This window comes from Streptomyces sp. NBC_00299 (genome assembly GCF_036173045.1).
Classification (GTDB): Bacteria; Actinomycetota; Actinomycetes; order Streptomycetales; family Streptomycetaceae; genus Streptomyces; species Streptomyces machairae.
The window spans coordinates 1,287,345-1,310,579 of the sequence record NZ_CP108039.1; the positions used below are offsets into that span (position 1 = coordinate 1,287,345).

The 23,235-nt window shown below is 71.1% G+C and carries 20 protein-coding genes; 4 read left to right on the plus strand and 16 right to left on the minus strand.

All coding sequences use genetic code 11. The annotated features are described in order from the left end of the window. Positions 1-21: 21 nt before the first annotated feature. From OHT51_RS05550 to OHT51_RS05560, 3 genes are read right to left on the minus strand one after another with little or no spacing between them, the layout of a single operon-like run. The gene (locus tag OHT51_RS05550; RefSeq protein ID WP_328877757.1) at positions 22-948 is read right to left on the minus strand and encodes a carbohydrate ABC transporter permease; all 927 of its coding nucleotides are present in this window, start codon (positions 946-948) and stop codon (positions 22-24) included. After that, complete coding sequence (locus OHT51_RS05555; protein ID WP_328877758.1) at positions 945-1,847, minus strand: carbohydrate ABC transporter permease; 903 nt, start codon at positions 1,845-1,847, stop codon at positions 945-947. The genes OHT51_RS05550 and OHT51_RS05555 overlap by 4 nt, the downstream gene beginning before the upstream one ends. Before the next feature lie 6 nt (positions 1,848-1,853). Continuing rightward, positions 1,854-3,155, minus strand: a complete 1,302-nt coding sequence (locus OHT51_RS05560) for an ABC transporter substrate-binding protein (protein WP_328877759.1) — start codon at positions 3,153-3,155, stop codon at positions 1,854-1,856. 221 nt (positions 3,156-3,376) lie between these two features. Here OHT51_RS05560 and OHT51_RS05565 point away from each other — a divergent pair, with 221 nt between their 5' ends. Then, positions 3,377-4,423: a LacI family DNA-binding transcriptional regulator gene (locus OHT51_RS05565; RefSeq protein WP_328877760.1), complete on the plus strand. Its 1,047-nt coding sequence runs from the start codon at positions 3,377-3,379 to the stop codon at positions 4,421-4,423. 235 nt (positions 4,424-4,658) lie between these two features. On the opposite strand, the gene OHT51_RS05570 is transcribed toward OHT51_RS05565, so the two are convergent. From OHT51_RS05570 to OHT51_RS05580, 3 genes are read right to left on the minus strand one after another with little or no spacing between them, the layout of a single operon-like run. Beyond that, on the minus strand, positions 4,659-5,762 hold the full coding sequence (locus OHT51_RS05570) for a serine hydrolase domain-containing protein (RefSeq protein ID WP_328877761.1): 1,104 nt from the start codon (positions 5,760-5,762) through the stop codon (positions 4,659-4,661). Between the two features lie 44 nt (positions 5,763-5,806). Then, the gene (locus OHT51_RS05575; protein WP_328877762.1) at positions 5,807-7,357 is read right to left on the minus strand and encodes an alpha-L-fucosidase; all 1,551 of its coding nucleotides are present in this window, start codon (positions 7,355-7,357) and stop codon (positions 5,807-5,809) included. A 30-nt stretch (positions 7,358-7,387) separates the two neighbouring features. Further along, the gene (locus tag OHT51_RS05580; RefSeq protein ID WP_328877763.1) at positions 7,388-9,220 is read right to left on the minus strand and encodes a beta-N-acetylhexosaminidase; all 1,833 of its coding nucleotides are present in this window, start codon (positions 9,218-9,220) and stop codon (positions 7,388-7,390) included. A 249-nt stretch (positions 9,221-9,469) separates the two neighbouring features. Here OHT51_RS05580 and OHT51_RS05585 point away from each other — a divergent pair, with 249 nt between their 5' ends. Further along, a complete protein-coding gene (locus OHT51_RS05585) occupies positions 9,470-10,813 on the plus strand; it encodes an amidase (RefSeq protein WP_328877764.1) in 1,344 nt (447 codons plus the stop codon). A 27-nt stretch (positions 10,814-10,840) separates the two neighbouring features. Here OHT51_RS05585 and OHT51_RS05590 read toward each other — a convergent pair whose 3' ends face one another. From OHT51_RS05590 to OHT51_RS05605, 4 genes are all read right to left on the minus strand, one after another. Next, positions 10,841-12,040, minus strand: coding sequence for a GDSL-type esterase/lipase family protein (locus tag OHT51_RS05590; RefSeq protein WP_328877765.1), 1,200 nt, complete (start codon positions 12,038-12,040; stop codon positions 10,841-10,843). A gap of 4 nt (positions 12,041-12,044) precedes the next feature. Next, positions 12,045-12,662 carry a TetR/AcrR family transcriptional regulator gene (locus tag OHT51_RS05595; protein ID WP_328877766.1) on the minus strand — a complete coding sequence of 206 codons (618 nt, stop codon included), beginning with the start codon at positions 12,660-12,662 and terminating at the stop codon, positions 12,045-12,047. A gap of 81 nt (positions 12,663-12,743) precedes the next feature. After that, the gene (locus OHT51_RS05600; protein ID WP_328877767.1) at positions 12,744-13,226 is read right to left on the minus strand and encodes a GNAT family N-acetyltransferase; all 483 of its coding nucleotides are present in this window, start codon (positions 13,224-13,226) and stop codon (positions 12,744-12,746) included. Between the two features lie 71 nt (positions 13,227-13,297). Next, a complete protein-coding gene (locus tag OHT51_RS05605) occupies positions 13,298-13,471 on the minus strand; it encodes a hypothetical protein (RefSeq protein WP_328420641.1) in 174 nt (57 codons plus the stop codon). Positions 13,472-13,944: 473 nt separating this feature from the next. On the opposite strand from OHT51_RS05605, the gene OHT51_RS05610 reads away from it, so the two are divergent. Together OHT51_RS05610 and OHT51_RS05615 are read left to right on the plus strand one after the other, a co-directional pair. Further along, the gene (locus tag OHT51_RS05610) at positions 13,945-14,394 is read left to right on the plus strand and encodes a hypothetical protein (RefSeq protein ID WP_328877768.1); all 450 of its coding nucleotides are present in this window, start codon (positions 13,945-13,947) and stop codon (positions 14,392-14,394) included. A 25-nt stretch (positions 14,395-14,419) separates the two neighbouring features. Then, positions 14,420-15,208 (plus strand): SDR family oxidoreductase, encoded by a 789-nt coding sequence (locus OHT51_RS05615; RefSeq protein ID WP_328877769.1) that lies wholly within the window; start codon positions 14,420-14,422, stop codon positions 15,206-15,208. Here OHT51_RS05615 and OHT51_RS05620 read toward each other — a convergent pair. The 6 genes from OHT51_RS05620 to OHT51_RS05645 all read right to left on the minus strand — a co-directional run bounded on the left by OHT51_RS05620 (position 15,187) and on the right by OHT51_RS05645 (position 23,133). Further along, a complete protein-coding gene (locus OHT51_RS05620) occupies positions 15,187-16,704 on the minus strand; it encodes an SDR family NAD(P)-dependent oxidoreductase (protein WP_328877770.1) in 1,518 nt (505 codons plus the stop codon). The two genes, OHT51_RS05615 and OHT51_RS05620, sit on opposite strands and share 22 nt — an antisense overlap. Before the next feature lie 124 nt (positions 16,705-16,828). Continuing rightward, positions 16,829-18,166 (minus strand): wax ester/triacylglycerol synthase family O-acyltransferase, encoded by a 1,338-nt coding sequence (locus OHT51_RS05625; RefSeq protein ID WP_328877771.1) that lies wholly within the window; start codon positions 18,164-18,166, stop codon positions 16,829-16,831. 222 nt (positions 18,167-18,388) lie between these two features. Continuing rightward, positions 18,389-19,831 carry a sialidase family protein gene (locus OHT51_RS05630; protein WP_328877772.1) on the minus strand — a complete coding sequence of 481 codons (1,443 nt, stop codon included), beginning with the start codon at positions 19,829-19,831 and terminating at the stop codon, positions 18,389-18,391. 99 nt (positions 19,832-19,930) lie between these two features. Then, positions 19,931-21,151, minus strand: coding sequence for a glucose-1-phosphate adenylyltransferase (gene glgC, locus OHT51_RS05635; protein WP_328877773.1), 1,221 nt, complete (start codon positions 21,149-21,151; stop codon positions 19,931-19,933). Between the two features lie 51 nt (positions 21,152-21,202). Beyond that, on the minus strand, positions 21,203-22,354 hold the full coding sequence (glgA, locus tag OHT51_RS05640; protein WP_328877774.1) for a glycogen synthase: 1,152 nt from the start codon (positions 22,352-22,354) through the stop codon (positions 21,203-21,205). Between the two features lie 41 nt (positions 22,355-22,395). After that, entirely contained in the window at positions 22,396-23,133 is a 738-nt protein-coding gene (locus tag OHT51_RS05645) for a (2Fe-2S)-binding protein (RefSeq protein WP_328877775.1), read from the minus strand. Positions 23,134-23,235 lie beyond the last annotated feature (102 nt).

A 23,235-nucleotide genomic window follows, 5' to 3' on the forward strand; every position in this document is an offset into this window, starting at 1 on the left:
ACGTGTGGCCGGCTCAGCGGGTCAGCCCTTGACGGCGCCCTCCCCGACACCCCGGAAGAAGTACCGCTGGAGACAGGCGAAGAGGGCGATCAGCGGCGCCACGGCGATGATCGTGCCCGCGGCGACGAGGCGTTCGTCGTTGGCGAAGGTGCCGTGCAGATAGTTGAGCCCGATGGTCAGCGTGAACTTGGACGGGTCGCTCAGTACGATGAGCGGCCACAGGAAGTCGTCCCAGGCGCCCATGAAGGCGAAGATCGCGACGACGGCAAGAGTCCCCTTCACCGACGGCACCGCGATGCGCAGGAACCGCTGCCAGACGTTGGCACCGTCGACGTAGGCCGCCTCCTCGATCTCGTACGGCAGGTTGAGGAAGGCGTTGCGCATCAGCAGGACGTTCAGGGCGCTGATGCAGCCGGGCAGTACGACGCCGATGAGGGTGTTGTTGAGGCCGAGTTCCCGCATGGTCGTGAACTGGGCGATGATGATGCCCTCCACGGGCACGAGCATCGCGAGGATGAACGCGAGCGTGGCCGCGCGGCGGCCCCGGTAGCGCAGCCGGGCGAGGGCGTAGCCGGCGAGTGCCGCGCCGACGCAGTTGGTCACGACGTTGGCGGTGGCGACCTTCAGCGAGTTGAGGGCGTAGTCCCAGACGGGGATGGTCTCGGCGACCCGCTCGTAGTTGTGCAGGGTGGGATCGCCGGGCAGGAACTTCGGCGGGGAGCTGAAGATGTCCTCGGTGGGGCCCTTGAGCGAGGTCGACAGCTGCCAGAGGAACGGGCCGACGGTGAGGGCGAGCACGCCGAGCAGCAGCAGATAGCGCAGGGCGAGTTCCCATACGCGGACGCGGCGGCCGTGCTCGTCGGTGACGCGGGGTTCGCGAGCGCCGGCCGACGGCTTGACCTTCGCCTTCGCCTTCGCCGCGGGCCGTACCTTCTCCAGGACGGTCATGATTCGTCCTTCCGGTCCGCGCGCAGCACCAGCAGCATCAGGGCGACGGTGACCACGAACACGACGACCGAGATGGCGGAGGCGTAGCCGACGCGGCCGGTCAGGCCGGTGCCGGTGCGCTGGACGAGCATCACGAGGGTGGTGTCCTCGCCCGCCGGGCCGCCGCTCGGGCCGGCCATCAGGTACACCTCGGAGAACACCTTGAACGCGGCGACCGACGACAGCGCCCCGACCAGAACCATGGTGGAACGGACGGCGGGCACGGTGACCGTGAGGAACCGGCGGATCGCGCCCGCTCCGTCCACGGCGGCGGCCTCGTGCAGTTCGCGGGGCACGTTGGCGAGCGCGGCCAAGTAAATGATCATGTAGTAGCCGAGGCCCTTCCAGACCGTCACGGCCATGGCGCTCAGCAGGAGCAGCCACTGGTCGCTGAGGAAGCCGACCCGGCCGACGCCGATCGTCTCGAGGAGCGAGTTCACCAGACCGCGCTCGTCGAGCAGCCACACCCAGATCAGCCCGACCACGACGATCGAGGCGACGACCGGGGTGTAGAAGGCGGACCGGAAGAAGGTGATGCCGGGGATGTTCTTCTGCACCAGCAGCGCGAGCAGCAGGGGCAGGACGACGAGGGCGGGGACGACTCCGACGACGTAGAGCGTGCTGTTGCGCAGGCCGATCCAGAACATGTCGTCGCCGAGCAGCTCGCGGAAGTTGGCGAGGCCCACGAACTCGCCCGGGATCAGCGTGCGGCGGTCGGTGAAGGCGTTGACCAGGGTGGAGACGAACGGGTACAGGATGAAGGCGCCGATGATCAGCAGGCCCGGGGCGGCGAACAGCCAGGGGCTGAAGGGCAGTTGGCGCCGCACACGGGAGACACGAGGGACAGCCGAGCTCGCCATGACGGCTCAGCCCTGCTGCTGAAGGAGCCGGTTACAAGCCTCGACAGCGTTGTCTAGAGCTTCCTTCGGGCTCTCCTTGCCCTGCAGCGCCTTGGCCACCTCGTTGCGCAGCTCGGTCTTCATCTGCTCGCTGAACAGCACGGGCGTGTAATTGACGGCGGTCTTCAGCGACTTGGCGGCGGCGACCCGCACACGCGTCTCGTCGGTGCCGTCCTCCTTGGTGAAGTACGGGTCGTCGAGGGAGCCTGCGGTGCTGGGGAAGATCGCGACCTGCTTGGCGAACGACATCTGGTGCGCGGCGTCGGTGACGTAGTGGGCGAAGGCGACCGCGGCGGGCGCACGCTTCGTCCGCGCGTTGACCATCACGCCCATCACGTACATGTTGACGTGGCCGGTGCTGGTGATCTGGTCCGTGATCCCGATGTTCTTGTACAGGTTCGGCGCCTGCTTCTTGAAGTTGCCGAGGTCCAGTGCGCTGCCGGGGTTCATGGCGACGGCGCCGGTCAGGAACTTCTTGCCGGACGACTCGGGGGTGGCCGTCAGCGCCTGCGGGTCGAGGGCCTTGGCGTCGTACAACTCCTTGTACTTGGTGAGGAGTTCGACGCCCTTCGCGTCGTTGAAGGTGAAGGCGGTGCCTTCCTTGTTCATGAGCTCGACGCCGTAGCGGCCGAAGTCCTCGATGGTGGGCACGTTGGCGAGGGTGGCGACCTTGCCGTCGGTCTTGTCCGCCATCTTCAGGGCGGCGTCGAAGACCTCGTCGTACGTCTTCGGCGGCTGGTCGGCGTCGAGTCCGGCCTCCTCGAAGAGGGACTTGTTGTAGAAGAGCGGGCCGGTGTTGAGGTACCAGGGGAAGGCGTACGTGCCGGTCATGCCCGGTATCTGATGGCTGGCCCAGGCCCCCTCCAGATACTCCTTCTTGTACTGGGAGGCCGCCTTGTCCAGGTCGAGCGCGAGGCCCGCCTTGGCGAGCGGGGCAACCAGGTCCGGCGAGACGTTGACGACGTCGGGGAGCGTGCCGCCGGCGGCGTCCGCGCTGATCTTGTCGGCGTAGCCCTCGGCCGGCTGGTCGATCCACTTCACGTCGGTGCCGGGGTACTTCTTCTCGAAGTCGGCGATCAGGCCCTCGAAGTAGGGCTTGAAGTTGGCGCGGAGGTTCCAGGTCTGGAAGGTGATGTCGCCCTCCACCTTGCCGGAGGCGTCGGCTGTGCCGCTGTCGCCCCCTGACGAGCCGCAGGCACTGAGCGGCAGGACGACACAGGCGGCGAAAACGGCGGCGAGGGCTCTGCGGGTACTACGGGAAACGGGCACCGTGAACCGTCCTCCTTTGCGGGCGGGTTGGTCGACGAGGCAGACCCTGCACGCCGCTCCACGGGCCCGTCAATGGCTCTTGCGGAGCTAATTTCATTAGTGACTAATGCGCATTAGGATCACCGAGCTGAACCGTATTAGGTTCACGGACCTGAACCGCATTAGTGCATACTGCTCCGGGAATGAGCCGTGGGAATGTGTCGGCGGAATGGGGAATCGCCATGTCAGGCAAGCGGTCACCGGCCCGTCGGCCGACGATGAAGGACATAGCGCGGCACGCGGGGGTCTCGCAGAGCGCGGTCTCCTTCGCGCTGAACGGCCGGCCCGGCGTGTCGGAGGAGACCCGCGACCGGGTACGGCGGGTCGCCGAGGAGCTGGGCTGGCGGCCCAGTACGGCGGCCAGGGCGCTGTCCGGGGAGGGCGCGGCGACGGTCGGTTTCGTGCTGGCGCGTCCGGCCGACACGTTGGGGGTGGACTCGTTCTTCCTCCAACTGGTCTCGGGCATCCAGGAGGTGCTGGCGGAGCGGCATCTCGGGCTGCTGTTCCAGGTGGTGGAGGACGTCGCCGACGAGTGCGCGGTGTACCGCCGCTGGTGGGCCGAGCACCGCGTGGACGGCGTCCTCGTCGTCGATCCGCGCACCGACGATCCCCGCCCCGGCCTCCTCGACGAACTCGGCCTGCCCGCCGTGGTGATCGGCGGCGCCCCCGACGATCGCCATCCCGGGCTCTCCACGGTCTGGGCGGACGACGCGGGCGCGATGGCTTCGGTCGTGGACGGCCTGTACGCTCTCGGCCACCGGCGGATCGTGCACATCGCCGGCCTGCCGGGCCTCGCCCACACCGAACGCCGCATCCGCACCCTGCGCGCCGAGGCCGGGCGGCGCGGCCTGACCGAGGTGAAGTCGGTGACCACCGACTACTCCGACGCCGAGGGCGCGGCGGTCACCCGCAGGGTCCTGGAGGACCCGGCTCCCCCGACCGCGCTGATCTACGACAACGACGTGATGGCCGTCGCCGGCGCCGCCGCCGCGACCGAACTCGGCTTCTCCGTACCGGCCGACGTCTCGGTGGTGTCCTGGGAGGACTCCGCCCTGTGCCGCATGGTCAAGCCCTGGCTGTCGGCCCTGTCCCGGGACAGCGTGGAGTTCGGCCGCACGGCGGCCCGTGAGTTGACCGCTCTGCTGGACGGGGGGTCGGCGCGGGCGGTACGGGTGCCGGTGCCTCGGCTGATCGAGCGGGGGAGCACAGGGGTGGCGCGGGGCGCGTGACCCCACGGCCTAGGCCAACGGCAGGCCGCCGAGGCCGGTCCGGCTGACGCCGCGGGGTGATAAGGTCATGGGTCCGATCCATCCGTGCCGGATGAGGGCGACTTGCGACGGCAGCGGTGTCACGGGATCGACGGGCCGTCACCGCTGAAGTGGTGGTGCCGCGAGCCCGAGCGAGGGCATTCACGCTGCGTTGCAGAGGTGTCGAATCCTGCGGATCCGAGCTCGCCGGACGTCATCAGCGCAGCCCCTGAAGCCCCTCATACGCGGCCGCCACGATCTCCAGCCCCCGGGTGTCCTTGGCAGGCTCGCGCATCTGCTGCGTCACGTACGCCACCGCCAGCCGGCTGTCGGGCTCGATCATCACGAGGGAGCCGCCCCAGCCGCCCCAGCCGTACGTGGTGCCGAACAGGCCGTACCCGAGGCCCCACCGCATGGGCATGCCGAGGACGCGGTCGTCGCCGGCGAACTGCTCCTCCCAAGCGCGGTCGCAACCGGCTCGGGACAGCAGCCGGACCCCGTTCACCTCTCCCCCGCAGGCCGGCAGGGACTGTACGAGGGCCACGGAACGTGCGTTGCCGAAGCCGCTCGCCGCGGGGATCTGGGCGCGGCGCCAGGCCAGGCTGTTGCCGTCGCGGACGCGGACGCCGTTGCCCGCCTCGGAACCCGAGGGGCCCGCGGAGGCGCTCGCCGCGTAGTCCTCGCCCTGTCCGGTGGGCGGAATCGAGGGCGCGACCCGATGGTCGTGCTCGGCGGCCAGCCCGATGTGGAAGTCCGCGCCCAGCGGCCCGGTCACCTCCTCGGCGAGGAACTCGCCCACGCTGCGGCCGGTGATCCGCCGTACGACCTCGCCCACCAGGAATCCCTGCGTGAGCGAGTGGTAGCCGGCCGCGCTGCCCGGCTCCCACCGAGCGGCCCGCGCGGCGAGCCGTGCTGTGGCGGCGGGCCAGTCGTACAGCTCCTCGACAGGCCCGTCCCAGTCGGGCAGACCGGCGGTGTGCGCGAGCAGGTGCCGTACGAGCACCTTCTCCTTGCCCGCCGCCGCGAACTCCGGCCAGTAGCGGGAGACCGCTGCGTCCGGGTCGAGCTCGCCGCGGTCGGCCAGGACAAGGGCGCACAGGGCCGTCATCGTCTTGGTCACCGACCAGACGTTGACGATCGTGTCGCGCTCCCACGGGACGGTGCGGTCGGCGTCCGCGAACCCGCCCCAGACGTCCACGACCGGTGCGCCGTCCACGAAGACCGCGACGGAACCGCCCGCGTCCCCCGCGTCCAGCATCGCGGCCAGCGCGTTCGGCACCGCGGTGAACAGGTCGTCGTACGTGCCCTGAATGTCGGCCATGCACCCCATCCAGCCCGCACGGCCCCGCCCCGGTCAACCGAATTTCAGACCCGTGACCGGTACAGCCCGAACTCCGCGATGCGCACCGCGGCCCGCGAGCCGGTCACCCGTACCCGCCACCGCCGGGCCCGCACCGGAGCCGCCAGGAGCAGGATCCGGCTCGCGCCGATCGCGCCGGCCCGGGTCACCTCCGTCCAGGCACCGTCCCGCTGCACCTCGACGACGAAGCTCTCCACCTGCTGCCCGTGCCGGATGTCCTCCGCCAGCCGGATCCGGTCCGCCTCCCGCTCGCCGCCGAGGTCGACGGTGACCCGGCCCGGCGACGCGGTCGTACGACCGTCGCGCGCCAGGTCCTCCGGCAGCTCGCGGTCCACGCGCTCGCGGAACTCCCGCAGCCGTGCCACGTCAGCGGCGGGCAGCAGGCCGTCCGTGTCCGGCGGGATGTTGAGCAGGAGCACCGAGTTGCGGCCCACGGACCGGAAGTAGATGTCCGTCAACTGCTCGACGCTCTTCGGCTGTTGGTCGGCGTGGTAGAACCAGCCGTCCCGGATGGAGACGTCGCACTCGGCCGGCCACCACTGGAGGTGGTCGGCGACGGGCCGGGCCTGCACCAGCGCTGCACGGCTGCCCATGTCGGGGGCGTCGTACGCGAGGGCGTAGTCCGTCCGGCCGTAGTCCTTCTCCTGTACCGGTACGACGCTCCACTCGTCCTCCCGGGCAAGCCCACCCTCGTTGCCGACCCACCGCACGTCCGGGCCGGACACGGCGATCGCGGCGTCGGGCGCGAGCGAGCGGACCAGGGTGTACCAGCTGTCCCAGTCGTACTTCTCCACCTTGTCCGGCGGGATGCGGCCCTGAGCGCCGTCGAACCAGACCTCGTCGATCGGGCCGTACTCCGTGAGCACCTCGTAGAGCTGGTTGAGCATGTGGGCGCCGTAGTCGGTGGCCGGGAGGGTGTACGTGCGGGACGCCGCCGGGGTGCGGTCGTCGGCCTCGACGGGGGTCGGGATGGTGTGGTCGGTGCGGGTGCTGCCGTTGGCGTACACGCCGTGGAGGTACTGGTTCTCGTCGGCCGGTGAGATGTAGACGCCGACCTTGATGCCGTACCGGCGCATGGAGTCGGCGAAGGAACGCAGCACGTCGCCCCGGCCTTCGCGCCAGCTGCTCGATGCCACCGAGTGGTCGGTGTAGCGGGACGGGTACAGCACGAAGCCGTCGTGGTGCTTGACGGTGAGGATGGCGAGCCGGAAGCCGCCGTCACGCAGGGCGCGGGCCCACTGGTCGGTGTCGAGGCCGGTCGGCTGGAACACGTCCGGGTCCTCGTCGCCGGTGCCCCACTCCAGACCGGTGAAGGTGTTCACGCCGAAGTGCAGGAACGCGGTGCGCTCCAGCCGCTGCCAGGCGATCTGCCGTGCGGTGGGGCGGACTTGGGAGGCCTTGCGGACCAGGTCGGCCTCGGTGTCGTCGGGGCTGACGGGGATGCGGTAGCGGACGTCGCTCGAAGCGGCCGCGGGTGCCGCGAGGGCGGGTCTTGTCGTGCCGGTCGCGGCGAGGACGGCGGCTGTCGCGACGAAGACGCGTCGGGAAACGGCCATGGGACGGCTCCTCGGGTCAGGGTCAGGTCCTCAGGTCAGGTGCCAGACGGCGGGCGTGCGCCGGTCCGGCGGGTACTGCTCGAGCCGGCCGTCCTCACTCACGCTCAGCGCCATGCGCGTGATGGCGTTGACGAGCCGGTAGCCACCTGCCACGGCTTCCAACTGCCAGCGCTGCAGGGTGCTTTGCGCATCGCACGCTTGAGGCGCCGCCTCCACTCCGGGCTGCAGCGGCACGTTCAGCGTGAGCTTCCCGCCGCGCACCTCGAGGCAGCCCTGCGCGGTCCGCACGGTCACGTAGCCGTCGGCGGTGCGCTTCACTTCGGCGTCGAACGACCGGCCGGGCGTCCGGAAGGTGTACGACCCATTCGCGACCGGCACCCGCGTCAGGTCCCGCCACCCCGGCGCGTGCCCGACGGCCGTGCCGCGTGCCGTGAACTCGGCGTAGGCGGCGTCGGGATGGGGGTCGCCCCACGTTGCCTGGGCGATGTGCCGAAGCGCGGGCCACAGGGCAGCGGCGACCTCGTTCTCGGTCTCGCCGCGTCCGTTGTCGGGCCACAGGCTGATCTTCGCGCCGGTGATCCCGTCACGGGAGGCCAGCTTCTCCCCCTCGAAGCTGCGCGGGTCCCAGCTCTGGTCGTACACCGCCTCGGTGTCGCTGTGGAAGCCGCCGCGGACCAGGTAGAGGGCGTAGGCCGCGTTCATCAACGGATAGCCCCGGTGCCGGAGTTGACTCGGCTTCACCGCCACGTTCAGCCAGTGCTCGACCGTCGTTCCGGCGGTCACCGGGACGGTGTTGGCACCGGTGAGCCCGTCGTTCCAGATGCGCAGCTTCTTGCCCTTGTCCCCCGCGTAGGCATGCACGCGGTTGACGAAGTCGATGAAAGCGTCCTGCGGCGTGGCGTCCGGGCCGTACTTGTCCTGCGCGTACTTCAGGATCTGCGGGTACTTGGCGAAGTCGGAGCCGAGCATGTACTCGTCGGCTCCCATGTGCCAGGAAGTGGCGGGGAAGACCTCGGCGTACTCGTCGATCAGGCTCGTGTAGTAGGCGAAGGACTCCGGCCGGGTGATGTCGAGGCGCGAGGGCTGCTTGTTGCCGTCGGAGTCGGTGAGCTGGAGATCCGGGCGGTTCTCGATCCACGGGTCCATGTGCCCCGGGGAGTTGATCTCGGGGATGATCTCGACGTGGTACCGCTTGCCGAGGGCGACCAGGCGGCGGATCTCGTCCTTGGTGTAGTAGCCCCAGGTGTTGGCCTCGGGGTGGGCCTCGCTCTTCACCTTCAGTTCGAGGAGCAGCTGGTTGAGCTTGTGGTACGCCATCTCGCGGACCAGGTTCTCCAGCCATGGCATGGAGATGTTGATGTAGCAGGCGCAGACGCCCACGCCCCGCTCCTTGTAGCGCGGAATGTCGACCGTGTGGCCGGCCGGAATCCGGTCGCCCCGGGCGAGGAGCTGGAGGAGGGTGCGGGTGCCGTAGAAGGCGCCGGTCTCGGTCGCCGCGGTGACCGAGAGCCGCTTGTCCGCGCGGAGTTGGTAGCCCTCCGCGCCGAGGGAGGTCCGGGAGGGCTGGACGTCGATAACGATGTCACCGGGCCGGGCGCCGCCGCGCACCACGGGAACCCTGCCGTGTCCGGCGTCGTTCAGGTCGTCGGCCAGGGTGCCGGCGACCCGCCGTTCGCCCTCGCTGTCGGCCACCAGACGGGCGGAGCGCCCGTACGTGTAACTGCCGGATGACGGCGTCCAGTCGGCCAGCGCCGGCACCGTGACCGGCGTCTCCTGGTCGCCCTCCGCGAGCGCCGGCACCGGCGCCGCGAGCAACAGCATCAGCGCCGCGAGGACACCGGACGATCGCCAGCGTCTCCTCATGAGGCACCCCCATTCATCGGATGTCTGATGATTGGGCGGGCCCCAAGGGCTGTCAATGGGATGCGACTGGCGCCGAGTTGGCTGATTGATCGGATGATGCGCAGGTCAGCGGGGTGGTACCGAGGAGAGTCGCTGTGAAAAGTCCAAGAAGAGCGTCCCGAATATCCAAGCCCGGCGACCCCTCGACGCCGGGCCCGCCGCCGGGCAGAGTTCTCCTACATACTCGCGAGTAAGCCCCGAGGAGCGCCCGTGACCAACTGGGTCGGCCGGACCGCCGCCGAGATCGCCGCCGCCGTACGCGAGAAGCAGGCCACGCCCCGTGAGGTGGTGGCCGAGCACCTGGCCCGTATCGAGCGGCTGGACGGCCGCGTCGGCGCCTTCCGGGTGGTCCGGGCCGAGGCGGCGCTCGCCGAGGCCGACGAGGTCGGCTCGCGCGCCGATCTCGCCGAACTGCCCCTGGCGGGCGTGCCGGTGGCCGTCAAGGACAACCTCGCGGTGCGCGGCGAGTCCAAGCGCATCGGCTCCGCGGCCACGCCGGACACCCCGGCCGACGACGACCACGTCACCGTCGCCCGGCTGCGGGCCGCCGGCGCGGTCGTCGTGGGGCTGACGAACGTGCCGGAGCTGTGTGTCTTCGGCACCACGGAGGGCGTGCACGGCACCGCCCGCAACCCGTGGGACACCTCGCGCACGGCAGGCGGGTCGTCCGGCGGCAGCGCTGCCGCGGTCGCCGCGGGCATGGTGCCGATCGCCCTCGGCAACGACGGCATGGGCTCCCTGCGCATACCGGCGGCCAACTGCGGCCTGGTCACCATCAAGCCCGGCACCGGAGTGGTCCCGGCCGGCGTCAGTGACGGCGACTGGTTCGGCATGTCGGAGAACGGCCCGCTGGCCACGACGGTCGAGGACGCGCGCCTGATGCTGTCGGTCCTCGCGGACACCGAGGTCGTGGGCCCTCGGGCGCCCGGCACGCACAGGATCGCCGTGTCCCTGCGCAGCCCGCTCGCCGGGGTCACCATCAGCAAGCCGTACGCGACCGCCGCACGCGACGCCGCCGGGCTGCTGATCAAGGCGGGTCACCAGGTACGGCGCGCCGACCCGCCGTATCCCATGTCGCTGGGGGTCACTTCCCTGACCCACTGGACGGCGGGCACGGCGGTGGACGCGCAGGGCCTCGACCCGCGGCAGCTCACCCGCCGGACCCGGGTCCACGCCGCTGTCGGCAAGCGCTTCGTCAACCGGGTGCGGGTCGGCGAGAGCCGACAGCAGCTGCGCCGGCGGCTGGAGCCGTTCTTCGCCGAGTACGACGTCCTGCTCACCCCGGCCCTGGCCCGCCGCTCCCCCAAGTCCGAGCCCTGGCACGAGCGGGGCTGGCTGCGCAACATCTTGGCCAACACCAACTACTCGCCGCTGACCCCGCCGTGGAACCTCACCGGCTGGCCCGCGATGTCGATCCCGTTCGGCACACTGCCCTCCGGCGCGCCCTGCGCCATACAGCTGGTCGGACGTCCCGGGGCGGAGGCGGAGCTGCTGGCGTTGGCGGAGCGGATCCAGGAGCTGCGTCCGTGGCAGCGGACGGCGCCGCTCGACTAGGTCGTGTACCGATGGACGGCCGGACGGCTATTCGGCGCCACCCTGTGAGGCCGCCGCCGCGAAGGGCCCGTCGCCGGTGAATGCCCGCTGCGCGAAGCGTTCGCCGATGCGGCGGTGGGTGGTGGCGTCGGGGTGGAGGTCGTCGGGCAGGGGCAGCTCGGCGGAGTCGGCCTCGCCGTAGAGGTCGCGGCCGTCGAGGTAGTGCAGGTTCGGATCGTCGGCCGCCCGCTGCTTCACGATGCGGGACAGCTCGTCCCGGATCACGCCCAGCGTCAGCTTGCCGCTCGCGCGTTCCGCCGGGTCTCCCATGGCGACGAACTTCAGTCGGCCTCGGCTGAGGCCGCTGAAGTCGGGGGCGCAGGGGCCCGGTGTGTCCTCGTGGATCGGGCACAGGATCGGCGACACGACCAGCAGCGGTGTCGTCGGGTGCCCTTCACGGATGGTGTCGAGGAAGCCGTGGACCGCGGGGCCGAAGGCACGCAGCCGCATCAGGTCCATGTTGACCAGGTTGATACCGATCTTGACGCTGATGACGTCGGCCGTGGTGTCCCGTATGGCGCGGGCGGTGAACGGGTCGAGCAGAGCGCTGCCGGCCAGCCCCAGGTTGATCAGCTCCACGCCGCCGAGGGTGGCCGCGAGCGCGGGCCAGATGCCGGTGGGGCTCGCCGCGTCGGAGCCGTGACTGATCGAACTGCCGTGGTGCAGCCAGACCCTGCGGCCCGGATCGCGCGCGGGCTCGACGGGGGCGTCCGTGCGCAGGTCGATCAGTTCGGTGGTCTCGTTGTGCGGCAGCCAGATCTCGACGTCCTTGTCGCCGTCGGGCAGCCCGGTGAAGCGGACGGTGCCGGCGGGGCCGGGCCGGTCCTCGGAGGTCCCGGCCATCATGTCGACGGTCACGACGTTGCCGCCGGTCACGCTGCCCTGTCCGGCACGGCGGCCGTCGACGATCAGGTCGTACACGCCGTCCGGGCGGGGCGGGGCACCCACGTAGCAGCGCTTGGTGCGCAGTGCCTCCAGTTCGACGGCGGTGGCACGGGTGCGGAATGCGAGCCGTACCCCGGAGGGCTGTGACTCGGCCATGGCCAGCTGCTCGTCGGTGTTCTGGGCGCGTGCCCACGCGGGCAGCCGGTGCGGCAGCACGCCGTGCTCGGTGCGTTCGACGTCGAGGGCGCCGCGCAGAAGTTCGGCGGAGACGGGCGTGGTGATCCAGTCGTGCGGGGTGTCCATGTCCTCAGCGTCCTTGTTCCGGGCCGGTGTCCTCGGCCTGTCGATCAGGGGTGGGCGCGGTCGGCCAGTTGCGCAGCAGGGCGTCGAGGGCGTCGAGGATCCGGGACCAGGTCTCCTCGGAGTCGGGGGCGCTGTGACTGAAGCCGCCTGCCGACTCCAGGCTGGAGTAGCCGTGGAAGACGCTGCCCAGCAGCCGTACGGCGTGTGTCGCGTCCGGCTCCGTCAGGTGGTAGCCGCGCAGGATCGCCCGGGTCATCTGCGCATGCCGGACGCCCGCACTGGCGGCGGCCGTCTCGGGGTCGAGTCGCATACGCGCTGCGGCGGAGCGGCCGGGGTGATCGCGCTCGTAGTCGCGGTATACGTTCGCGAAGGCGACCAGGGCGTCCTTGCCGGCCCGTCCCGCGATGGCGTCGGCGGCCCGGTCGGCCAGCTCCTCCAGCGCGAACAGGGCGATCCGTGTCTTGAGGTCGGCTGAGTTCCTCATGTGCGAGTACAGGCTCGCGACCTTGACGTCGAACCGCCTGGCCAGCTCGGACACGGTCACCTGCTCGAAGCCGACCTCGTCGGCGAGCTCCGCGCCTGCCCGGACCAGACGTTCCGCGGTCAGCCCTACGCGTGCCATAACAACCCCCTCGCTTACCATAAGCGAGTATGCACTTGCCTAAAGCTTTTAGGCAAACAGAGAGGGAGCTCGGTTCGCTCGCTAAAGCGCCCTGTACATGATGTGCAGCCCCACACGACCGTGCCGGGGATGGTCGAACGCGTCCGGAACCGTGCCGAGAATCGTGAAGCCGAGCGAGGTCCACAGGCGCACGGCCGGGTTGGTCTCGACAACGGCGTTGAAGACCATGCCCCGATAGCCATCGGCCTTGGCCGCGGCCAGGATGTGCTCGGCGAGAAGGCGGCCGATGCCGCGGCCGCCGTGATCGGGGTCGACCATGAAGCCGGCGTTGGCGATACGGGCTGCGGGGCCACCGTAGTTGGGGGTGACGAAGGCGGAGGCGACGACGGCTCCGGCGTCGTCCTCGACGACGTAGACGCGTTTGGCGGGGTTCAGCCACAAGGCCCGGGCGTCGGCCTCGGAGGTGTCCGGATCCCATGCGTAGGTCTCACCGGCGGCCACGATCCGGTGCCAGAAAGACCAAATCCGCGGCCAGTCGTCGGCCGCGGCTTCTCTGATCAGCATGGGCGTGAGTCTCGCACGCCCATGCGGTCGGCGATCGCGAAGGGTTCTGCCCCTTCAGTCGACGTCGGTCGTCAGTCGACGCTGGGCAGGATGTGGGGCTCGGCGAGGTCGTCCTCGTAGCCCGCCAGGCGGATGGGGGCGGACCTGGCCCACACATCGAGACTGCCGATCTCGTTCGACCGGCGGCCCGCGCGCTCCGTGCGTTCCTTGGGGCGCTGTTCGCGATTCGTCTTCTCAGGTGTCACCGCGCACTCCTTATGTGTCGGATCACCCTCGGGGCGGGCCGGCCCAGTCTGCGGTCCGGATACCTGACGCCCGCTCGGGTCATACTCAAAGTCGGCTCGGACGCGGTGGCGCCGGTAACTGGTGCTGAGAGCAGGCCGTTGTGCACCGGCTTGTCCCGGGACGGACCATGGGTGTGGGTTGGGACCCTGTAGTGCTGTCCGTCCGCTACAGATTAACCAAATGAGCGGGTGCCCGCTCGATGGGGCTGCAAACAAGCTGTAACTATCCGGAGTCGACCGGTTTTCGCCTGCCGACTTCATCCCCACTTGTCATGAAATGCGAGATTTACAAGTCACTCGTTCGGCTCAACGCCCGCAAGCTGCCCAGCTCCACTCCCGGCACGCCACGCAGTTCAAGTCCCGTTGGCCGAATCGCAAGGCGGCCATGATCTGCTGACGTACGGCAACGGCTTGTCCGGCGGGAGGACTGGCGCATGGAGCTGCGCAGTGTCGAAGAGCTGATGGATCTGCTGTACGCCTGCCGGGGCACCCGGGACACCCCGGGCCTCGGGAGCATCCGAGTCGATCTCCACCAACACGCGCTGCAGACAGCCGCACTGCTGCGCCGCGCACGCCCCGCCGACAAGGAACTCCAGGTCGCGGGGCTCGTTCATGCCATCGGCCCGCTGCTGGGCCCGGCCGACGTGACCCGCCATTCCGACTGCGCCGCAGACGCGGTGCGGCCCCTCCTCGGCGAACGGGTCTCCCGCCTCGTACGCGACCAGTGCCGGGCCTTCAACTCCGCCGACGACGACCTGGTGCGCCTGCGCCAGGCCGACGAGGAGGGCCGCAGCGCCGAGTTCGACGCCGGGGTCCTGGAGGACTGGCGCACGGTGCTGGAACTGGTGGCGGCGCGGCACTCGCCGCTCGGGGCTGTTGACTGACGACCCGTCATGAGACCGTACGGCGATGACGTCGTCGCACGGTCTCGAGGGCAGGGCCGCCATGGTCACCGGCGGCACGCGTGGCATCGGACTCGCCGTCGCCCGGCACCTGGCCGCGGCCGGGGCGCGGGTCTGCGTGACCGCGCGGGACGCGGACGAGGTGCGCAGGACGGCCGCCGAGCTGGGCGGCATCGGGCTGGCCGGGAGCGTGGCGGACCCCGCGCACCTGCGGGAGGTCACGCGGGCCACCCTGCGCGCGTTCGGCCGGCTGGACATCCTCGTCAACAACGCGGCGACCAACCAGCCGTTCGGGCCGCTCATGGACGCCGACCCGGACGCCTGGCGCGCGGCCTTCATCGTGAACGTCGAGGCCGCGCTCCGGTTGGTGCAGTGGGCGTGGCGGGCCTGGATGCGGGAGCACGGCGGGTCGGTGATCAACATCTGCACGGAGGGCGCCGGGCACGTGGGCCCCGGCGTCGGGGCCTACGGCACCAGCAAGGCCGCGCTCCTGCACCTCACCCAGCAGCTCGCGGGCGAGCTGGGCCCGGGGGTGCGGGTGAACTCCGTCTCCCCCGGCCTCGTACGGACCGAGATGGCGCGGTTCGTGTGGGAGCCGGGCGAGCGGGAGGTCGCGAGCGGGCTGCCACTGGGCCGCATCGGGGAGCCTGACGACGTCGCACAGGCGGTGCTGTGGCTGGCGTCGGACGCGGCCCAGTGGATAACGGGAGCCGACCTACTGGTGGACGGCGGCACGAGTGTGCGAGCAGCGCACCGGCCGGCCCCGGCGACCGCTCACCACTTGCCGGGCGCGTAGTCCTTCAGGAAGACCCCGTACACGTCCTCGCCCGCCTCGCCCCGCACGACCGGGTCGTAGACCCGAGCCGCGCCGTCGACCAGGTCCAGCGGCGCGTGGAAGCCCTCCTCGGCGAGGCGCAGCTTGTCGAAGTGCGGGCGCTCGTCGGTGATCCAGCCCGTGTCGACCGAGGTCATGAGGATGCCGTCGCTCTGGAACATCTCCTGCGCACTGGTCCGCGTGACCATGTTCATGGCGGCCTTGGCGGCGTTCGTGTTCGGGTGCCCCGCACCCTTGTAGCCGCGCCCGAAGACGCCTTCCATCGCGGAGACGTTCACGATGTACGCGCGTCCGCTGGTCGCCTTCCGCGCCGCGTCCGCCATGGCCGGCCGCAGCTTGCTGATCAGGATGAACGGCGCCGTATAGTTGCACAGCTGGGTTTCGAGGAGCTCCACCGGGGAGATCTGCTCGATGGTCTGCACCCAGGTGTTGCTGTCCACGACGTCGGGAACCAGGCCGCCGGCGTCGATGGCGGTGCCGTCGAGATGCCGGGCCACGCTGGCGTTGCCCGCGACCAGGGCGAGGTCGGCGACCTGCTGTGCGTCGATGCCGGAGATGCCGGCGGGCAGGGAGGCCAGTCCGTCGACCGCGCCGGAGCCGAAGGCGCCGATGACGTGGTGGGCGGGCAGTTCACCGGCGGGCAGCGGGGCGCTCTCGCCGTCGACCAGGGCGGCGTAGGCGGAGGGCAGTCGGCGTACGGTCTGCGTCGCGTTGTTGACGAGGATGTCGAGGGCGCCCGCCTCGGCGACCTGGTCGGCGAGGGCGACGGCCTGGGCGGGGTCGCGCAGGTCGATACCGACGACCTCCAGGCGGTGCATCCAGTCCGCGGAGTCGTCCATGGCCTTGAAACGGCGGATGGCGTCCTTCGGGAAGCGCGTGGTGATCGTCGTGTGCGCACCGTCCCGCAGCAGCCGCAGCGCGATGTACATGCCGATCTTGGCGCGGCCGCCGGTGAGCAGGGCTCGCTTGCCGGTGAGGTCGGCGCGGACGTCGCGCTTGATCCGGTTCAGGGCGGCGCAGTCGGGACAGAGCTGGTGGTAGAAGTAGTCGACTTCCACGTACCGGGTCTTGCAGGTGTAGCAGGAGCGCGGGCGCTGGAGTATCCCGGCGATCCTGCCCTCCTCGGTCGCCGACGACGGCAGGATGCCCTCGGTCTCGTCGTCGATGCGCTGGGCGGAGCCGGTCGCCGTGGCCTCCGTGACCGCCTTGTCGTGGGCGGTCTTGGCGGCCCGGCGCTCCTGGCGGCGGCGCTGCTTGACGGTGCGGTAGACGCCGGCGGTGGCCCGGCGCACGGCGATCGCGTCGGGGTGGTCGACCTCCAGCTTGTCGAGCTCGTCCAGCACGCTCAGGCACACGGCGAGCCGCTCCGGGTCGATGCCGGGGCCGTACACGACCTGGTCACCGGGCTCGTGCACGACCTCGTCCGTGGCCGCCGGGCCTTCCTCTGTCACCGTCATCGCGCTGCCGTTTCCCTGATCACCGGAGCGGCGCGCCGACCGCGCCCGCTTTCGAACGGGGAATTCTACGGAGCGCCGGGCCGGTCCTCCAAAATCCGGCGAAGCGGGCCCGCGGCGGCAGGGCTCAGGGGCCGCAGGCGGTGATCAGCGACTGCACCTCCTCGGACACGGCCTGGGCGAGCACGTCGAGGTCCGGTACGGCCTTGGCGTCGGCGACGAGGCCGTAGTGGACCCGTCCGCGGTACGTCGAGATCGCGATCGCCAGGGACTGGCCGCGGGCCAGCGGGGCGAAGGGGTAGACCTCGGTGACGGGGTGGCCGCCGAGCTTCAGGGGGATGCCCGGCAGCGGCACGCTGGTGACGAGGATGTCGAACCAGAGCCGGGCGGCCTGCCCGGCCAGCGGTCCGCCGATCCGGTGGCCGAGCGCCGGTACGTGGTCGGCGAGCAGGGCGACGGCGCCCGCGCCCCGGTTGGGGCCGAGGTCCTTGTTGCGGTCCATGGCGGCGCGGACCGTGTCGAGGCGGCGCAGCGGGTCGGGGTCGTCGACGGGGAGCCGTATCAAGTAGCCGGAGAGCCGGTTGCCCTGGGGGTGCGCGGTGCGCGGGCGGCGTTTGGAGACGGGGATCAGGGCGCGGGGCGCGACGCCCTCGCTGCCGTCGCCGCGCTCGTCGAGCCAGCGCCGCAGGGCGCCCGCGACGACCGCGATCAGGACGTCGTTGACGGTGCCTCCGACGGCCTTGCGGACCACGTGCACGTCGTCGATGTCGATGACGACTCCGGCGGTGCGGCGGGTGCCGCTCGGCTCGGCGGTCAGGGCGTCCGACGAGCGCATCGCCAGCGTCGACACGGCGACCGAGGCACCGATGTCGAGGGCGCGCCCCACGTCGGACAGGACGCCGCGCACCAGACCCGGCAGCTTGCGCACATCCGGAACGCGGCCGCTGCGGGGCGCCTCGGGACGAGGCTTGCGTGCGGGCATGTCCATGGGGTCCAGAACGGCGGCGGCGAGGGTCAGCGCCCGCAGGCCGTCGGCGAGGGCGTGGTGGAACTTGAACAGCACCGCGAACGACACGCCGTCCTCGCCCGGCAGCACATGCGCCTCCCATGGCGGCCGGTCGCGCTCCAGCGGGCGCTCCATCAGCCGGCCCGCGACGTCCTGGAAGTCGGCGGTCGGGGCGTGCAGCCGGACGTGGTCGAGCGGGTCGAAGTCGAGCGCGGGCTCGCGGGTGGCGCCTCCGAAGGAGAGCGGCCGCAGCAGGCCCTGCGGCTGCCATGCGTCGCGGATCCGCATCCGCAGTCCGGGCACGGCGGCGGCGCGGGCGGCCAGCAGGTCGGCCGCATGGGCGCCGGCGGTGGGCGAGTGCGCCGTGAAGACGCCGAGGGCGCCCAGGTGCATGGGGTGTTCGGCGGACTCGATGTTCCAGAACGCCAGGTCGAGAGGTGCGAGCAGGTCAGACGTCAATGGCTTGCCTCGCGTCGACGAAGGGTGGACCAGCAGTCAATCGCTCTCTGGCGATTACAGTCAAGTACGATCAAGCTACGCTCAGTTAACGGCAGATTAAGTCCCGCCCCTGTGAAAGGGGCGGGACTCATGGTGCATATGAGGTCACTTCAGCACAGGTAGCGGCACCGGGCATCCTGTGGTTGTCACCCGGGAGGCGTCACGGATCCCTTCGCCCCTCGGTCACCGCACGACGGACGCGTACACCGCCGCCCGGCCGGGCGCGTCCGGCTTCGCCCATACGGCGGTGAAGCCCCGCCCGGTCGCGGCCAGCCCCATCTGCTCACCGAGGAAGTAGCCACGGGGACTGGCTTCGTCGGGGATGCGCGGGGCCTTGCGCATGTCGAACGAGGTCGGGGTCAGCCGGGTCTCCCGCCAAGTCGCCCTGCCAAATCCGCAGTCGACCGGCTTCGGGCGGCAGCGGGCCAGCCAGCGGTCGGTGAGCAGGGGGGTGCCCTCGTCGTTGTGGCGGAAGTCGGAATGGGCGACGGCGACCGTGCCGTCACGGCCGACGGCCAGCGTCACCGTGAAGGCCTGCTGGTTCGGCACGGGGACGGATGCGGGCGTGCGGTTCACCTTCACCGGCTCGGACCAGGTCCGACCGCCGTCGTCCGACGCCGCCAGGGCCACCGCGTCGGCGCCGCCGCCGCTGAACCGCGAGTCCTGCCAGGCCACGTAGAGGCGGCCGGTGCGCCGGTCGACGGCGGTGTCCGAAAGCAGGCTGGTGGTGTGGGAGACCTGCTCACCGGACTCGGGGTCCTGGAACAGCCACGTGGTGCGCTGGTCGGCCACCTTCACCGGCGCGGACCAGGTACGGCCGCCGTCGGTGGAGCGTACGGCCTGCAGGGTGAGCCGGCTGGTGATCGGGCCCTCGCCGAACCTGACCCTGCTGTACACGTCGACCAGCGTGCCGTCGTCGAGCACGCTCAGCCGGTGCCCCGAGATCAGATGGCCCTCCCCCGCGTCCGCCACCAGCACGGGTGCCGCCCAACTGCGTCCGCCGTCGGTGCTGCGGCTGATCCAGGCGTCGTTGCGGGTGCGGCTCTGGGCGGGGAAGCGCGGGGTGACGACGTACAGCACGTCCGGGTCGCGCGGGTCGGTCACGGCCGTACCGCCCCCGTGTCCGCCCTGGTCAGGGTCCGTCTCCTCGACGACGACCGCGGGACGGGTCCAGGTCCGGCCGCCGTCGTCCGAGCGCACGGACAGGGCCGCGCTCGCCGAGCCGTCGGCCATGAAGAGACCGCCGGTCACCAGCAGCGCCCCGTCCCCAGTGAAGGTCACGGCAGGGCCGTCCACGTAGTCGTACGTGCCGCCCGAGCACCGGGTCAGGCCGGGTACGACGGTCCGGGTCCAGGAGCGGCCGCGGTCGTCGCTGACGGCGAGGACCACACCACGTTGCCGGTCCTGCGGCCACGCGACGGCGAGTCGGCGGGGGTCGTGCGGGTCGACGGCGAGCTGCGGCTCGATGGCGCCGTCGGCCGTTCCGGGGTCCAGCGCGCCGGGCGCGCAGTCGGCGAACGGGCTGTCGGCGGAGAGGCGTTGGGCGGTCGCCGCCTGCGCGTGGGTGCCGGACAGGACGGGTAAGGCGACCAGGGCAGCGGTGAGAACGGGCAGGATGCGGTGCATGGCGTCGGCTCCTTCCGGACGGTTGTCACCATCCTCGGGAGCCCGTCCCGTGGTGTCGTCGTACGCCGGGCGACGCCGCCGCTGCGTCCTGCGCAGTAGCTAGGGGACCTGCTGCCCCTTCCCCAGCGCGATCACGCCACCCTTGGAGACGGTGTACAGGTCGGAGTCCCGCTCCGGATTGACGCCGATCGTCGCGCCCGGCGGCACCTCGACGTTCTTGTCGAGTACGGCGCCCCGCACCACCGCGCCCCGCCCTATGCGCACGTTGTCGTGCAGCACCGCCCCCTGCACCACCGCCCCCGGGTCGACCACCACGCCCGGCGAGAGCACGGACCGCGTGACCTGGCCGCGGATCAGGCAGCCTGCGCTGATGATGGACTCGCTGGCCATGCCGCCCGCGTTGAAGCGGGCCGGGGAGAGCTGGTTGGAGTGGGTGTAGATGGGCCAGCTGCGGTTGTAGAGGTTGAACGCGGGGCGCTCGGCGATGAGGTCCATGTGGGCGTCGTAGTAGGCGTCCAGGGTGCCGACGTCCCGCCAGTAGCCCCGGTCGCGGTTGGTCTCGCCGGGGACGTGGTTGGCGCTGAAGTCGTAGAGCTGGGCCTCGCCCCGGTCGGTGAGCTGGGGCAGGATCGAACCGCCCATGTCGTGCACGGAGTTCTCGTCCTCGGCGTCCCGCTGGAGCGCCTCGATGAGGGCCTTGGTGGTGAAGATGTAGTTGCCCATCGAGGCGAACACGCACTCCGGGTCGTCCGGGAGGCCGGGCGGGTCGGCGGGCTTCTCCAGGAAGCGATCCACGCTCAGGCCGTCCGAGCCGGGGCTGATCACGCCGAAGGACGACGACTCACTGCGCGGCACGCGTATGCCGGCCACCGTCACGCCCGCGCCGGACTCGATGTGCTGGGTGAGCATCTGGCGCGGGTCCATGCGGTACACGTGGTCGGCGCCGAACACCGCGACGTACTCGGGGCGTTCGTCGTAGATCAGGTTGAGGGACTGCAGGATCGCGTCCGCGCTGCCCAGGTACCAGCGCGGGCCGAGCCGCTGCTGGGCCGGGACCGGGGTGACGTAGTTGCCGAGCAGGCTGGACATCCGCCAGGTGGTGGTGACGTGGCGGTCCAGGGAGTGCGACTTGTACTGGGTGAGGACGCAGATGCGCAGGATGTCGGCGTTGACGAGGTTGGAGAGCACGAAGTCGACGAGACGGTACGTGCCACCGAAGGTGACCGCCGGTTTCGCGCGGTCCGCGGTCAGGGGCATCAGGCGCTTGCCCTCACCGCCCGCCAGCACGATTCCGAGCACCGAAGGTCCGCCACGACGCATGGCCGCTCCCCTCACCCTGGTTGATCCCAGCCTGCCCCTGAGCACCGCGCGCTAAGCCTGTTTGAGGATCTCCCCGTAGAGCCGGGCCGTCCGGCGTGCCACGGCGTCCCAGCCGAACTCCCCCACCGCGCGCTCCCGTCCGGCCTCCCCCATCCGCGCGGCGGTCCCCGGGTCGCCGATGAGCGAGTCCAGCGCCCGGGCGAGGCCCGCCTCGAAGTCGTCGTCGAGCGGGACGAGCAGGCCCGTCTTGCCGTCGTCGACGACTTCGGGGATGCCGCCGACCTGGGAGGCCACCACGGGAGTTCCGCAGGCCATCGCCTCCAGGTTGACGATGCCGAGGGGTTCGTACACCGAGGGGCAGACGAACACGGCGGCGTGTGTGAGGAGTTGGATCACTTCCGGGCGGGGCAGCATCTGCGGGATCCAGTGCACGCCCTCGCGGACCCGGCTCAGCTCCTGGTAGAGATCGCGGAACTCCCGGTCGATCTCGGGGGTGTCCGGCGCCCCGGCGCACAGCACGACCTGCGCGGCCGGGTCGATGTCCCGTACGGCGCGCAGCAGATGGGGTACGCCCTTCTGGCGGGTGATGCGGCCGACGAACAGTACGTAGGGGCGGTCGGGGTCGAGGCCGAACCGGTTGAGGACGTCGGTGCCGTGGTCGGGCCGGTACAGGGTGGTGTCGATGCCGTTGTGCACGACGTGGACCCGGGCCGGGTCGAGCGCCGGGTAGCAGCTGAGGATGTCCTCGCGCATGGCTCCGGAGACGGCGATCACCGCGTCGGCGGCCTCGATCGCGGTGCGCTCGGCCCAGCTCGACAGGGCGTATCCGCCGCCGAGTTGTTCGGCCTTCCAGGGGCGCAGCGGCTCCAGCGAGTGGGCGGTCATCACGTGCGGGATGCCGTACAGGAGCTTGGCGAGGTGGCCGCCGAGGTTGGCGTACCAGGTGTGGGAGTGGACGAGGTCGCGGCCTTCGAGGCCGGCGGCCATGGCGAGGTCCACGGAGAAGGTGCGCAGCGCGTCGTTCGAGGTGTCGAGCGCCGACCAGGGGCGGTGCCGCAGCACGCCCACCGCGCGGCCCTCGCCCCAGCAGTGCACTTCCAGGTCGACGAGGTCCCGCAACTCCCGGGCGAGGAACTCGACATGGACACCCGCGCCGCCGTACACGTCCGGCGGGTACTCCCGGGTCAGCAGTCCCACACGCACCCGGAACCCCCTGTTCTCAGCGGCTTGTTGCCCTTTCATGGTCACCCAGATGGGGCGCGTGGGGAAGAGCGCGGGGCTCGTGTGAAGCAACAGTCACCGCACACTCCGCCGCCCGGCACCCGGTAGTAGAGACAGCAGCTGCGGCGCCGGAACGCGGTCCCGGAGAGGATGCCGGTGCCGGCGAGGAGGGGATGGCCGAAAAGCTCCTCGGTCAGAGCGCGGGCCCGGGCTGCGGTGTCCGTACGGCCGCCTGTGCGCGCCCACTGGTCCAGTTGCCGGGCGGCGCCCGCGAGGGCGGATCCCGCGTTGCCCCACAGCAGCCCGGCGGCCACCCGGTAGCGGGCGTGCACGGCGTCGGTGAGCGGCTGGAGGTGGCGGTGCAGGACGACGTCCGCGACGGTCGCCGGGTCCGCGGGGAGCGGGCGCACCTCGGTGAGCCACAGGTCGTCCGGGGCGCTGCCGTCGGGGTCCCAGTGCAGCAGGCCGGGGTCGAGGTCGGGGATGCGGCCGTACAGGGCGGCGCAGCCGAGGGTCACCGACCAGAGCCGGGCCGCGAGGCCCTGCTGGGCCACGGAGGCGGCGATCCGCAACTCGGGGGCGCGCAGGGCGTTCGCGACCTTCCGGACGCGGAAGTCCAGCGGGTCCCCCTCAGTCCTTGACGAGGTTTCCCGGTAGGTCTCCGCCAGGGTCGGGAGCGGCCGGGCTGCTTCCCCGGGGGTGCGTAGTACGAAGAAGGCGCCGAGCGGCCGGAGCGCGGCGAGATGGGGGTCGAGATCCACGAAGGGCAGTAGTACCAGGGCCCGTCGGGGTTATCACCTGGGGGTCTCCGCCCGGGGTCACCCGTCTTGGGGATGACTCCGCGGGCGTCGTACTCCATCGGT